General features: G+C 39.0%; 12 protein-coding genes and 3 pseudogenes. 6 read left to right on the top strand and 9 right to left on the bottom strand.

Annotated features, from left to right (window positions below; all coding sequences use genetic code 11):
- Positions 1 to 250: 250 nt before the first annotated feature.
- Positions 251 to 756, top strand: a pseudogene (locus RCG23_RS09055) (DoxX family membrane protein).
- Positions 757 to 982: 226 nt separating this feature from the next.
- On the opposite strand, the gene RCG23_RS09060 reads toward RCG23_RS09055, so the two are convergent.
- Together RCG23_RS09060 and RCG23_RS09065 are read right to left on the bottom strand one after the other, a co-directional pair.
- Entirely contained in the window at positions 983 to 1,219 is a 237-nt protein-coding gene (locus RCG23_RS09060) for a hypothetical protein (RefSeq protein ID WP_308179425.1), read from the bottom strand.
- Positions 1,220 to 1,289: 70 nt separating this feature from the next.
- On the bottom strand, positions 1,290 to 1,871 hold the full coding sequence (locus RCG23_RS09065; RefSeq protein ID WP_308179426.1) for a DUF1836 domain-containing protein: 582 nt from the start codon (positions 1,869 to 1,871) through the stop codon (positions 1,290 to 1,292).
- Between the two features lie 146 nt (positions 1,872 to 2,017).
- Between RCG23_RS09065 and RCG23_RS09070 the strand changes: the two genes are divergently transcribed.
- Positions 2,018 to 2,665, top strand: a complete 648-nt coding sequence (locus RCG23_RS09070) for a PAQR family membrane homeostasis protein TrhA (protein ID WP_308179427.1) — start codon at positions 2,018 to 2,020, stop codon at positions 2,663 to 2,665.
- A gap of 59 nt (positions 2,666 to 2,724) precedes the next feature.
- Here the strand turns inward: RCG23_RS09070 and RCG23_RS09075 are convergent, their stop codons facing one another.
- The 6 genes and pseudogenes from RCG23_RS09075 to RCG23_RS09100 all read right to left on the bottom strand — a co-directional run bounded on the left by RCG23_RS09075 (position 2,725) and on the right by RCG23_RS09100 (position 9,191).
- Entirely contained in the window at positions 2,725 to 3,654 is a 930-nt protein-coding gene (locus RCG23_RS09075; protein ID WP_308179428.1) for a M48 family metallopeptidase, read from the bottom strand.
- The gene (locus tag RCG23_RS09080; RefSeq protein WP_308179429.1) at positions 3,575 to 3,973 is read right to left on the bottom strand and encodes a hypothetical protein; all 399 of its coding nucleotides are present in this window, start codon (positions 3,971 to 3,973) and stop codon (positions 3,575 to 3,577) included. Before RCG23_RS09080 ends, RCG23_RS09075 begins: the two co-directional genes overlap by 80 nt.
- A gap of 145 nt (positions 3,974 to 4,118) precedes the next feature.
- A pseudogene (locus RCG23_RS09085) lies at positions 4,119 to 6,322 on the bottom strand (alkaline phosphatase PhoX).
- Between the two features lie 162 nt (positions 6,323 to 6,484).
- Positions 6,485 to 7,407, bottom strand: a pseudogene (locus RCG23_RS09090) (MBL fold metallo-hydrolase).
- A gap of 199 nt (positions 7,408 to 7,606) precedes the next feature.
- Positions 7,607 to 8,077 (bottom strand): methylated-DNA--[protein]-cysteine S-methyltransferase, encoded by a 471-nt coding sequence (locus RCG23_RS09095; RefSeq protein ID WP_308179430.1) that lies wholly within the window; start codon positions 8,075 to 8,077, stop codon positions 7,607 to 7,609.
- Complete coding sequence (locus RCG23_RS09100) at positions 8,070 to 9,191, bottom strand: DNA-3-methyladenine glycosylase family protein (protein WP_308179431.1); 1,122 nt, start codon at positions 9,189 to 9,191, stop codon at positions 8,070 to 8,072. Before RCG23_RS09100 ends, RCG23_RS09095 begins: the two co-directional genes overlap by 8 nt.
- 202 nt (positions 9,192 to 9,393) lie before the next feature.
- Between RCG23_RS09100 and RCG23_RS09105 the strand changes: the two genes are divergently transcribed.
- Positions 9,394 to 9,876 (top strand): VanZ family protein, encoded by a 483-nt coding sequence (locus RCG23_RS09105; RefSeq protein ID WP_308179432.1) that lies wholly within the window; start codon positions 9,394 to 9,396, stop codon positions 9,874 to 9,876.
- Between the two features lie 68 nt (positions 9,877 to 9,944).
- Here RCG23_RS09105 and RCG23_RS09110 read toward each other — a convergent pair whose 3' ends face one another.
- The gene (locus tag RCG23_RS09110) at positions 9,945 to 10,430 is read right to left on the bottom strand and encodes a hypothetical protein (protein ID WP_308179433.1); all 486 of its coding nucleotides are present in this window, start codon (positions 10,428 to 10,430) and stop codon (positions 9,945 to 9,947) included.
- A 156-nt stretch (positions 10,431 to 10,586) separates the two neighbouring features.
- Here RCG23_RS09110 and RCG23_RS09115 point away from each other — a divergent pair, with 156 nt between their 5' ends.
- The 3 genes from RCG23_RS09115 to RCG23_RS09125 all read left to right on the top strand — a co-directional run bounded on the left by RCG23_RS09115 (position 10,587) and on the right by RCG23_RS09125 (position 12,692).
- Positions 10,587 to 11,315: a DUF3784 domain-containing protein gene (locus tag RCG23_RS09115; protein ID WP_308179434.1), complete on the top strand. Its 729-nt coding sequence runs from the start codon at positions 10,587 to 10,589 to the stop codon at positions 11,313 to 11,315.
- Between the two features lie 146 nt (positions 11,316 to 11,461).
- Positions 11,462 to 11,986: an RNA polymerase sigma factor gene (locus tag RCG23_RS09120; protein WP_308179436.1), complete on the top strand. Its 525-nt coding sequence runs from the start codon at positions 11,462 to 11,464 to the stop codon at positions 11,984 to 11,986.
- Complete coding sequence (locus RCG23_RS09125; protein WP_308179437.1) at positions 11,961 to 12,692, top strand: hypothetical protein; 732 nt, start codon at positions 11,961 to 11,963, stop codon at positions 12,690 to 12,692. The genes RCG23_RS09120 and RCG23_RS09125 overlap by 26 nt, the downstream gene beginning before the upstream one ends.
- Positions 12,693 to 12,729 lie beyond the last annotated feature (37 nt).

Raw genomic sequence — 12,729 nt, forward strand, 5'->3', positions numbered from 1 at the left:
ACCCCTACTTTCTTTAATAAAAAACCTGTGCTCTCCCCATTATTACGGCTAAACGGGCGAAATGCAACTGGAGGGCGAATCCGCCCGTACAATTGGATAAAATGCAGTAAATCCACGCTGTTAATAGAATGTTCAAAACTTTATTACGATTATGTGTACACGTTAGAAAAGGAAACTTTTCCCTACTTTAATTTGTTATATTTACAGTGTAAACAATATATCAAACGTAATTAATAAGGAGTGGTTGGTCATGGTAAAATGGTTAAGAGAAAATACTGCTGCCGCTGGGATTTTAACAGTTTTGCGTTTATATTTAGGGTATTCTTGGCTGACAGCCGGCCTGCATAAATTGACTGGCGGGTTTGATGCTTCCGGTTATTTAAAAGGAGCAATCGCCAATCCTGTAAAAGGCCTGATGGCGCACTCGTATACAGCTGGTATGTATCTTTCTTAAAAAGCTTCGCACTTCCAAATGTTGATATCTTTAATACAATTGTTCCTCTTGGTGAATTTCTTGTTGGATTAGGACTTATTCTTGGATGCTTAACAACTGCTGCCATGTTCTTTGGACTTGTAATGAACTTTTCTTTCTTCCTTGCAGGAACTGTATCTCATATTCCGACTGACCTCTTTATTGGAGCCATCATTTTATTCGGAGGCTTCAATGCCGGACGTTTCGGTTTAGACCGATGGGTTGTCCCATTCATCCGAAAAACTGTATTCAAACAAGCAGGAACAGTAAGGCAAAATATATAACAGAACAAAAGGCGCAAGCGCCCTGGTTAGCCCCGACAGGCATAGGACGAATCACGCAGGAAATCCTGATTTCTGGAGTGATTTGGCTTATGACCCCGAGGGGCTGGGTGCTGAAGCTAGATTAATACAACTTGTAGAAGTTATTCACATCTTTTAATTTTATAATTTCCTAGACGATATAAAAAGCGTCTCCTGGCCGGTCAATTTCCCGGTGTCGGAGGCGCTTCTATTTTTTATAAAATTGATCTTCTTCCGCCTTATTAAAATCAGGACTGTTTAAAAACCAATTATGTATGTGGGTGGCAAGGGCAAATACCAGAAAGAAATTCATAGTCCAAACGCTGACAAAAGGCGCAATTCCTCCAAACTCGATGGTTTGGTAGCCTTTAAAATACATAACGATCATGGACTCGATAAAAACGAGAATAAAACCAAGAACTCCAGCTAATGCTGCTCTAATCATTTCTTCCACTCCTTAAGGATCCTCTACCCCCATTATATTCCATACTTACTTTTTTAAAAAAGAACAAATATCACTTTATTTTGTTTTCTTTTGATTCCGTTATCTCATCGATCAGTTTTTCCGCCGCTCTTCTATATAAATTGCTGATGTCCACGAGCGATGCAATTAAAAGGGTCTTCTCCAAGTACTCCGAGTCATTAATTTCTCCTATCTCTTCCGTTGCCTCTTTCGCACGGTGGTGCAGGTCTTGTTTAAATCGCTCTCCGTTTTTGTTACTAAGGTGAAGATAGCTGTTATAAAAAGTATCTAAATCGATATCTCCTTCAGCTGTTTTTTTACTCAATCCGTCAAGGGTAGCCTTTATATCATTAATGGAGAGAGCACCTTTTAGCTGATAAATTAGGCTGATCAAAATGAGATGTTCTTTCGAATATTTTTTATTTTTGATTGGGAAAAACAGCTTCCCCTTCGCATAGTTATTAATCATTGTCTTAGTCAGAACTTTTTCCTGCTCATTCCGTCGCGAGCTGCTGAATTTTTTTTCAAACAGCTGGATGACTTGATCCATATACAAATCGATATCCGGTATATCCTCCAGAGTCAGCTGATTATCCAGGCCAAGCATTTCGAGTGTATCATTTAAATCGGGCATGATTAAACCTCACATCTCATTTGTTTTATATTTCAATCATACCGAAAAATAATTTTTTATCAATATTGACTAGATGGAATGACAGGAGTATCATTATAAGTAGTTATTAAAACTATATATAAAAGTATTAATTAGGAGGTACTCATTTGAACACTTACATTCGGGAACCAATCAATGGGCTTACACATTTAGCAGGAGCATTTTTATCATTCGTCGCCCTGCTGGCAATGGTCATAAAAGCATCGAGTCAAACTTCCTCACCGCTTGCAATCACCGCTGTGATTATTTTTGGAGTAAGTATGATCCTCCTATATTCTGCTTCAGCAACCTACCACATGGTCATAGCGAAGGATAAGGTCATCGCTTTCCTGAGACGGTTAGACCATTCGATGATCTTTGTTTTAATTGCGGGAACCTACACACCTTTTTGCATCATAAGCTTAAATGGAGTAACCGGCTGGGTTTTGTTTGCTATCATCACAACAGCTGCAGTAGCTGGGGTTCTTTTCAAAATGATTTGGTTCAACTGTCCGAGATGGATTTCAACTATGATCTATATCGCCATGGGCTGGATGATCGTTTTTGTATCTTCACCTTTGTCACAAGTCATTAATTCTACTGGCCTATTCCTTTTAATACTTGGAGGGATTTTCTATACAATTGGCGGTGTGATTTATGGAAGCAAGCCGAATTTTTTAAAATCTAAATACATGGGCTTCCACGAGATTTTTCATATCTTCATTCTGCTCGGCAGCTTGGCGCATTTCTTGTGTGTATATCTATATGTTCTATAAAATAACAAAACGGCCAACTGATAATAATCGGTTAGGCCGTTTCCATTAAGAATATTCATCTAACTTAAATAATAAAGATACTGGTCCACCAATTTACCTTCTATTTTATTCTTAAAACCTTCCAGTTCCTGCTCTATCAATTTATTCTTTTCATCAGAAAGGCTCATAGTCCCCTTCCTATTATTTTTTTCTAAAAATTTCATTCGAAACGTGTGAGGCGGGTGGGTCAGGTCAAGGCGAGATTGCTCAAGTTCTGATTTTCGCAATAGTCTCCTCACTTCCTTCTCAGGCAGGCTGTTTACATTGCTTAGAAATTGATCTATCAGCCCATCCTTCTTTTTCTGCAATGCTACATTCTGTACAGTATAATAAAACATATCACTATAATGAAGTTTCTTTATAGCTGACACTGCAGTTTCAGTCCCGGATACTTTTGCTTCAAATAGATCCGCTAAATATTCAGCACGCTGTTTACTCTGCCAATGCAAATGAATGAGCACGTAACATATTCCATAAGGTATGTAGGATAATAATTTTAAAATAAAATGAGCAATAACACTAAACGCATCCTCTGCGTCCTCTTCCGGAGCGTTCAATAAATAAAACCAGGCTCCTGCTGTTTGCAAAGCTGTTCCAATATATGTTGAGCGTTTTATATCCTTATTTACGATATGGCCCATTTCATGTGCAAATAAGGACAGCCTTTCTTCTTTTGTCAGCACAGCGAACAATGGCAGGCCGATATACATAATTGTTCTTCCAGTGAGGCCAACTGAAGTTACACCCGCATTATAATTCCCGTCCACCACAATTCCATGAAGAGGTTTTATGTTGAAGTTTTGAGCCATTTCGTCTAAAAACTTAAATGTATTCGGAAGCTCCTTTCGCGTTAAAAGCTGTTCTTTCTTATCAATTTTGTATAGCCGTGGCCGTGTCGCCCAGCTGCACAGGATGAAAAAGGCCGAAAATTTTAGCCCAAAATCCATCATTCCAATGCAAAATGAAATAGATAGAGATAAACAGAAACATAATGGAAATAGCATGAATAATCGTTGCAAGTGCTAAAGCTCCCAAGCGCTCACCGAAAACCCCTTTTTCTACTTCTTTTTCGCTCATCATTCTGTCAAACATAGCTCTTCCCGTACGTTCCCCAAGCTTTAAATATATCTTTTCTATTTTCGTTCGTGGCTCTTCTTTTTCCCCTGGATTCAGATTATAGTCGCATTCCTCGCACCACGTCACAAATCCTGGACAGTCCTCCATGTGATTACCGCAATTAGGGCAGGTCTCTCTTTTTAGCATTTCCATACTGCGAGCTCCTTCAATGTAAATTCATCGTTTTCACATACATATTCTGTAATTGTTTTCAAATACCTTCCAATTCACGAGGAACTTTTTTACAAAAAATAACAGCCCGGATTTATCCGGGCTGAACAAGCTTATCTATATATCTTTATTTTGAAGGAATTGAAGCGTAGGAAACCTTCGCGTCAAACTTCACAATGTTATTTCCGCCTACATAGTAGACTTTGTTTTTTGCATCTACTCTGTAAACGCGGAAGCTGCTGCCTGGTTTAATTGTACGAACCTTTACCAGTCCCTTTGATGTTTGTTTATATAATGTTACGTTTCCTTTAAATGCCACCTTACCAACCTGACCCTTTTTCACTTCCATGCCATTCCAGTACTTCTTGGCTGGAGCTGCAGGGTGTTTCGGATGAGCTGGTTTTGCTGGATGTTCAGGCTTTTCTTGCTTTGGCATTTCTGTCAAGGACGGCAAGCCAGAGATATAGCCAACACCGCCAGTCTTGTTAATTCCGATTTGCTTATCGATTTCAGCAAGCAAATCATCTTTATTTACTGCTGTGATCTCTCTATCCTTCACTTCATCACCAGGATGCTGGAAATTGCTCATAACATACGAGAATCCATTGCGATCATCCGCAGCCATTAATCCAGTCGATTCTGAGCCAGCTGGCGTAGATAGAACGCGTGACAATTCTTTTGTATCAACATTGTACGCCCATACATAGTTGTTGGTATGCTGTGAACTGTCCTCACCAATAAACAATGTTCTCATAGAGTCGGAGAAGCTTAAATTATCCGGGCTTGCAACTTTATCAGGGTTAGCGGTGTTGCCGTAGGCATCGGCAGCCGGCAGGTCTTCCCCAGCAAGAATTCCTGTCATGTCGGAAGCTACATATTCACTTTTGATTGGGTTGCCTTGCTTGTCTTTTTGTCCACCGGCAAGGTTCAATTGGAACGTTGCTCCTGATTTCCTTTTTGGAAGCTGGATATCATCAGTTGGATCAGTACCTGTAGCATCCTTTTCCATTGATTTGCTTAGATCGGAAATGGCAATATATACTTTTTTGTCTTTCATGTTGGCTGTTACGCCTTCCATCTTATTGAACTCGGAGGTTGCGCCTAATATTGCTGCATAACGGCGAGATTCCATGAAAGCAGCCGCTTTTTCCATGCCAGGCTTAACCTTTAAGTATTCAGTTTTGCCATAAGAATATTGCTTGATCGCTGTGTAGCCTTCAGCCGGTTTTTCGGATGTATCAAAAATATCACTGAATTTGGTTCCTTTATCAATGATCTGCTTGATTTCTGAATCTGTTGCATGTCCAAGGTTGATCCACTGAAGATCACCCGATCCGCCATTTTCTGTACCCGTTTGTTTGAATTTGGCTGCATATAATGTTCCCGCTGATAAATCATTCTTTTTATCGGCAACATACATGAACATCATGGTGTTGGAGCCATCGTCACCAAAGAATACTGTACGGTTATCAGCCATCACTTTTGAGAGCTCATGAGATTTTGGCCCATGCTGTAGTGCTTTACTACTTTGGTTGAACCATCAGCTTTAACAGTAATTTCCGGAACATATCCATAAAAATACGGGTTTGCTTTTGACTCATCACCAAAATACAACTTGGCAAAGCTCTTTGTCCATGTTGCCGCCGTAGACGATGGATTTGTTTCAAATTGACGTGCATCCGGCTCGTACTCTTCCGATCCTAAGTGTGTGTTCCAAGGTGAAACAGAACCATTACAAGGAATCCAAAGGCCATTCACGGATGAAAAATCAATTTTCTTAACTTCCGCTTCCTTTAATTCACCCGTCTTCTTATCCTGATTTAATCTTGTCAGAGACATGGAAGCAGGCACTAAACCGTAAGCAGACTTTCCTGCTGCATCGATCGTATCGTATTCATAATGTGTAACCATAAATAAATTGTTATTAATCGGCTTTAAAAAGCTGTTGCTATCCGGTGCATCGGATACAAAATACGTTTTTTCAGGAACACTTGGGTCTACGATTGGATTTCCGTTAACATCAATCGGTGTACCTGCTGGTACCTTTTCACCTTTTACAGTCGCTACTTTATCTTCTGATTTAAATAAAGATTTATAGCTTAATGGAAAGTGCTTTACTTCACCATTGCTGTATTTTACATCTACTGAAGCTTCTGTGTACGTTTTTACCATATTTCCAATAGTACTTGGAGCCTTCATGCCATTAAACTTTACAGAATCTATTTTTATATCCTTACCCGATGCCGCAGCGGCAGGAGTTACAGCTGGAATCATTAGTCCAAGAGTTAAAGCAAAAGCCAACCCTTTTTTGCCTGTTTTTTTCATAGTCATGATTGCCTCCCAATGTGCATTGTTTAATATTTTTTCCCTCTTTCATTAAACTAAAACAATGTAAACTGGATGTTTAAACTATTTATTATTTTTGTAAAAATCGCATTACAATGATATTAATATTAACGCCAAAAGGCCAGTCCTCAGACTGGCCAGATACCATTATCTCCACCATGTTGCAGAAGGAAATGCTGTTGAATCAAGCACTACAGGTTCTCCGATTTTTGGCGTAGAAATTTCAATTCCTCGTTCTTTTGCTGCAATTATCGCCCGTTCAACCGGGTCCGTCCAGCCATGCAGCGCCAGCGTGAACGCACCCCAATGAATCGGGATCATCACTTTGCCTTTCACATCGACATGGGCCTGCACGGTTTCCTCTGGAACCATGTGGATTGCTGCCCATCTTTTATCGTACTGCCCGCATTCCATCAGAGTTACATCAAACGGCCCATACTTCTCGCCAATTTCTTTAAAATGAGGAGCATATCCGCTGTCCCCGCTAAAAAAGATGCTCGAATCCGAACCTTTAATGACCCATGAGCACCATAATGTCGCATTCCGGTCGAGCAGGCTCCTCCCTGAAAAATGCCTTGCCGGTGTACAAGCAAAATTCAGTCCCACAAAATGAAGCTCGTCCCACCAGTCGTATTCGTGAATAAGCTCTTTCTCGACTCCCCACTTTTCTAAATTGGAACCAACTCCAAGAGGCATGATAAATTGGCCAACTTTATGTTTTATTTTTAAAATCGTCCCATAATCGAGGTGATCATAATGGTTATGTGAGAGAAGAACAATATCGATTTCCGGCAGCTCCTCTATTTCCAACGGCAATCGGCTGCTGTATCGCTTTCCGCCAAACATTGGAAAAGGAGAAGGAACCTCGCCAAACATCGGGTCGACCAGCAGCACTTTCCCATCTATCTCGATAAGAAATGCAGAATGTCCAAACCAGGTAATCCTCGTTTCGCCACAACCGTGCTTTTCTTAAAAGCTTCCACTTCAATTGGGCTGCTTGGCTTCCCGTTTGGATTTCCTTTTATAAAATGTGCAAGCGTGCTTATGCTTTCCTTAAATCCCATGTCCATTGAGGTAGGGATTTGATTTTCAAATTTCCCATCAACATAGTTCTTTGATTTGCCTAGCTCTCGCTTCTTCTCTTTTGAAAACACTCCTCCAAATACAGGTGTTGACCTCATAAATATAATGCCAACTGCGATGAGAGCAGTAATACTCAAAAGAATAATTATTGCAACAAACATACTTTTCACCCATTCCTCATTTACCTTAGCATTCGACTATTCTTCTTTCATGCTCCAAAAGCCATTCCTTGCGCTCAAGTCCTCCCGCATAGCCGGTCAGGTTCTTGTTTGAACCAATTACCCTGTGGCACGGAACAACAATGCTCATCATATTCTTTCCATTCGCATTGCCGACCGCCCGGGTTGCCTTTACATTTCCCACCCTTACAGCTAAATCCTTATACGAAATTGTATCCCCATAAGGGATTGCAAGTAATTCCTTCCACACCTTGTTTTGAAAAACAGTCCCATTAAAAGAAATGAACAAATCAAACTTCAGCCGCTCTCCTTTAAAATACTCATCAAATTGAAGCAATGCTTTTTCTAAATAAGGATTTAATTCATCCCCGCCTTTTCTTTTCTCAACGAACATCGCCGAAACTATGGTATCTTCAGTACAAATGATTTCCAAAAGTCCAATTGGCGACTTGTAATAACCGCAGTACTGCTCAGTCATACAACCACCTCCATAAATAAAAGGCTGCATAAGATTCCCAGCCAATCCAGCATTTTGCCAGCTTCTCGATCTCAGGTATGGATGGCTTTACTTCCATGCCCAAAATCCCCTTTAATGCATTATGAATGCCGACATCCGCCAGTGGAAAAGCATGGTACAAATGAAAACATTTCATAATCGTATAATCAGCTGTCCAGTTGCCGATGCCCCGAATGGAAATCAGTCTCTTTTTAAGCTGTTCATAATCGGTTTCCATTTCAAGCGCTTCTTTGTTTAAAGAGCCATCGGCCATTTGCTTGGCAATACCTATTATGTATTCTGATTTCCTTGACGTAAATTGAAGCTGCTGTAAATCTTCTGTTTTTAGCGCCGCAATCGTTTGGGGATTGGGAAATAAGAAATATTCTTCTCCCTCATGGTTCAATTTTTCCCCATATCTCTCAACGAGGCGTTTTTTCAAGGTGTAGGCAAACTTCAGATTAATCTGCTGTCCGATTACAGCCCAGCAGAGGCATTCAAAAAGATCATTAATCTTAATGATTCTCAAACCGTAATATTTTTCAATCAAATTGTTAAGAATCGGGTCTTTAGCACCCATTTTATAAAAAGGGGTTAAATCCGTCTGCAAATCAAATAAATCGAAGATATATTTTGCTGCCTGCGCTCTTGCCCATTTGGGTGGTATACCATTTAAAAATGTAACATTTAGTCTTTCCGTTCCCATTTCAATTTTTAATAGAATATCCTGTACCTCTACTTTAATAAACTTATAAAGTACCCCATCCTTCACCTTATGAAGACATTCTGTATCCGAGCGATTTAAATAGACCAAGCATTCTTCAAAGGAGAATTCTTTGGGAGTATCAATTTCAATGCAGCTTTTATAATCATTCCACGGGATTCCCAAGACTTGAGGCAAACACTTTTTGCATGCTCTGTAACCTGCCGCTTCCGCTTCAGTGGATTTATAGAAAAATTCAACGTTTTCCTTTTTCGGTGTTTTCGCGGGGCAGGACGGAACGCAATAAATGCCTGTTGTTTTTACAGCAGTATAAAATAGACCATCATGCTCTTTATCTTTACTTAAAATAATTTCATACTTATCTTCAAACACCGTGATCATCCCCATTTCCAGCCTAAACCAATCTTGAAATTAGTATATCAAGGATATGCAGATTTAAATAGTTTCTATCCATATTCAAACCAGAGCGAAATACCGAATGTATTAATAAAAATCAGCAGAAGTTTTTTGGTAAATCCGTCTATTTATCTGGTAAAATAAAGGAGTTCTTAATAATGAATTTCAGGAGATCTGCATGCTAACCCAATTTCAATTTAAAGGCAGGAAGCTATTCGCTTCACTTTCCTATATAATTTTTACTATTTATACGATATTTGCGATATATCTTTTATTTTTAAGCCCTTATCGGCAGTCAGCCCATACTCGGTTTGAAACCTCTGGAGCGGCTTACAATCTTGTTCCATTCAAAACCATCCATGACTATATCCGGGCATCAGACCATATTAACTTCGACGCCTGGTTCTCGAATCTCGCCGGAAATGTACTGGTTTTTATGCCGCTTGGTTTTTTTCTTCCTCTTCTATTTACAAAATTCATGACGTTCTGGCGCACTACCCTTGTGGTTATGGGTTCCACTCTATCTGTGGAGCTTCTTCAATATGGGCTCAAAGTCGGAAGCCTGGATGTCGATGATATCATCCTCAATACTGTAGGCGGCATCATTGGCTATATCGTCTACAAGGTGATCTATTTTTTGTTTCGTCTTTTTAAAAGGTAGAATCCAAGCACCTTGTTTTAAAACCAAATGTAAAAGGAGCAGCTTTACATTGCAGCTGCTCCTTTATTTTAATTTTCTTTAAAAATACCTTCCTGCCACCGCTGATAAAGAAATATGATAAGCGCTAAAGACAGCATGATTAAATAGGCACCCCATTTTGGCAAATTAACAAACTTATCAATCCCCAACCTGCTTATCAATGGAAGTAAACCAAAAGCGAAGACAGCATCGACAATCATGTTCGTAACTAGATATACTTTAAAACTCTTATAAGTAAAATGAAATATCCAAATCGTCCCGACCAGAAAAATACCGTATACAAAGGAAACATTTGTTATGTATCCCCACGGAACGATGAAAACCTTTAATACCCACCATTTATATGTATAAGCAATTTCATAGATAATTGTAAGTAACAAAGATACAAAGATAGCCACAGGCATATAACGTTTTATACTTTCCGCTTTCATAAAGAACAAGGTTAACCATGGTGCTAAAAGCCCTGCCCAAAGTAATACTTTATTTAGCAAAAAGTTCACCGTCCATTTTTTCATTTGTTTACCATACATTATTAGCCAATTCTTGTTAATTAATGTATTAAAAGCTTTGGAAATGAATCTAAACAGACACGTTAACCGTATAGATAAGACAATCAGGGAACAAGTATCTTTAGACACTCATTGTTGCGGACCTAAATGGGGGACACTTTTATGCGTGAAATTTTTACCATTCAGCTATCCATTGCACTGTTATTCATTTTGTTGGGCTGGGCGATTCGGAAGAAGAAGGCGTATTGGCTGATTTCGGGATTTGCCAATCGTTCAAGGGAAGAACAACAGCAATTAATCGAGAATGGCTCACCGCAAAGAACGGGAACTTTATTAATAGCAACGGCCATAGGTATGATACTGCTGCTTCCATTGCACTTCACATCTTTTAAGTATGCAATGGAAGCCCAATTTGGTTTTATGATAGTTTTCTTATTAGGAGGTCTCATCTATTTATCAAAATATGAAATTGCCGCCAAAAGAAAGAGAAGCTATATTTTTAGTACTTCAATTGCGTTAGTTGTATTGATCTTTTTAGGGGTATTGTCCTATTTTGGTTATCAGGAATATAAGCTGGTTGCAGGAAGAAGTACTTTTGAGGTTTCCGGGATGTATGGTGACAAGTGGAAATATAGTGACATCGAGCGGATCGAATTGCTGGAGAAAATGCCGGAAGTGACGTTTAAACAAAACGGATTCGGCCTATCGACTATGGCAAAGGGTTATTTTAAGGTAAAAGGCTATGGAAGCAGCCTACTTTTTATCCAGAAAGGCTCCTCTCCCTGTGTTTATATTAAAATGAAAAAACAGAAAATTTTTATTAACGGGAGTACAGCTGAGCAAACGAGGGCCTGGTACAATGTGTTAAATCGAAAATTGGCAGGAAAATAATTTATTACTATTACTAGAGCAATCGTGAAACGGCTGCTCTTTTTTCTATTTTCCTTCATAAAAAAACACTTATAAAATTAATTTAATGCGAAACACTTATTGTATTTTTTCGTCTAATTAACGATTTTGGGAAGGAGAAGAAACGAATGGAAGACAAAACATTGGAAGATTTGTTCCATGAATACAGCAGCTTGATTTATCGTTTTATTTTGCTGATGGTCAGTAATCGGGAAGAAGCAGAGGACCTTACTCAAGAAGTTTTTATTAGGGTCCATAAAGCTCTTCCGCAGTTTAAGGGCGAGTCATCTTATAAAACCTGGTTATATACGATTGCCAGAAATCTTGTATATGATCATTGCAGGAAAAAACGGACCATTAATCTTTTAAAGGAACTTGCCCGTTTGGAAAGAACAGAACCTATCCCGGAAGAAATTCTCGAATTGAAGGAACAATCACAATCCCTTTACCAGGCATTATTAGCGTTAAAGCTTTCATACCGTGAAATTATTATCCTAAGGAAGATAAAAGGCTATCAGATAAATGAAACTGCAGAAATTTTAGGCTGGACAGAATCAAAGGTTAAAACAACCCTTCATCGAGCATTAAATGCATTAAGAAATGAATTAATTAAAAAGGGGTGGAAAAATGATGATCAAGCCAACTTTATTTGATGAAAACTTTAATGAACTTAACTCCATAAATTTAAGCAATAACCAAAAAGCAGAGATGTGGAGAAATATTAATCATAAAGCAAAGAAACAGACGAAGCACTATTGGAAAAATGCATTGGCCGTACTATCTGCCATAGCAATTATTTTAGTACTTTCACCAAGCCTAATTTCTAAAAAAAGTGAAATGAAAGTTCCAGAAGCCACTTCACCAAAAATTTCAGATAGCAGAAGCAATCACAAACAAGATCCCGCTGATAATAGTAAGATTGACGAACCAATATCAGCGAAGAACGATAGCAGCCAGTGGGAACAGATTTCCAGATTAAGATATGATTTAGCTGAAGTTATCACTAGCAAAACGGAGTCAAATAAAATCACCGTGACGGTTAAAAGAAAACAGTCCTTTGGAACAGACCCAGATCCATTTGGTCCCGTTTTTAAACCCGATACGAAAACACAGGACTATATCTTAAAAGCATCAGCCGATAAACAGATTCTTGATTTAAAGCCAAAACAAACGGTTTTACTTGCTTTTGCACAGTATCAACAACCAAACTCAACCGATTCGTTTTGGGGCGCAGAGCTTCTGTGTTCTTTAAATCCGGATGGAAAGTATTACGATTCAGAGGGAAAACCAGCAACACTTACTTTTTCGTCATATGTAAAAGTTACAAACGGAATATTAGAGATACTAGAACCACAGTAATTCCAAACGAAAGCTCTTACGCGGGTTAGCGTAAGAG

The sequence above is a fragment of the Neobacillus sp. PS3-34 genome (assembly GCF_030915465.1).
GTDB lineage: Bacteria > Bacillota > Bacilli > Bacillales > Cytobacillaceae > Neobacillus_A.

Bases quoted from the DNA above. Each gene is read 5' to 3' on its own strand.
- RCG23_RS09075 (WP_308179428.1), bottom strand. From the start codon at position 3,654: ATGATGGATTTTGGGCTAAAATTTTCGGCCTTTTTCATCCTGTGCAGC.
- RCG23_RS09065 (WP_308179426.1), bottom strand. From the start codon at position 1,871: ATGCCCGATTTAAATGATACACTCGAAATGCTTGGCCTGGATAATCAG.
- RCG23_RS09120 (WP_308179436.1), top strand. From the start codon at position 11,462: ATGGAAGACAAAACATTGGAAGATTTGTTCCATGAATACAGCAGCTTG.
- RCG23_RS09125 (WP_308179437.1), top strand. From the start codon at position 11,961: ATGATGATCAAGCCAACTTTATTTGATGAAAACTTTAATGAACTTAAC.
- RCG23_RS09105 (WP_308179432.1), top strand. From the start codon at position 9,394: ATGCTAACCCAATTTCAATTTAAAGGCAGGAAGCTATTCGCTTCACTT.
- RCG23_RS09080 (WP_308179429.1), bottom strand. From the start codon at position 3,973: ATGGAAATGCTAAAAAGAGAGACCTGCCCTAATTGCGGTAATCACATG.
- RCG23_RS09110 (WP_308179433.1), bottom strand. From the start codon at position 10,430: ATGAAAAAATGGACGGTGAACTTTTTGCTAAATAAAGTATTACTTTGG.
- RCG23_RS09060 (WP_308179425.1), bottom strand. From the start codon at position 1,219: ATGATTAGAGCAGCATTAGCTGGAGTTCTTGGTTTTATTCTCGTTTTT.
- RCG23_RS09095 (WP_308179430.1), bottom strand. From the start codon at position 8,077: ATGACTGAGCAGTACTGCGGTTATTACAAGTCGCCAATTGGACTTTTG.
- RCG23_RS09115 (WP_308179434.1), top strand. From the start codon at position 10,587: ATGCGTGAAATTTTTACCATTCAGCTATCCATTGCACTGTTATTCATT.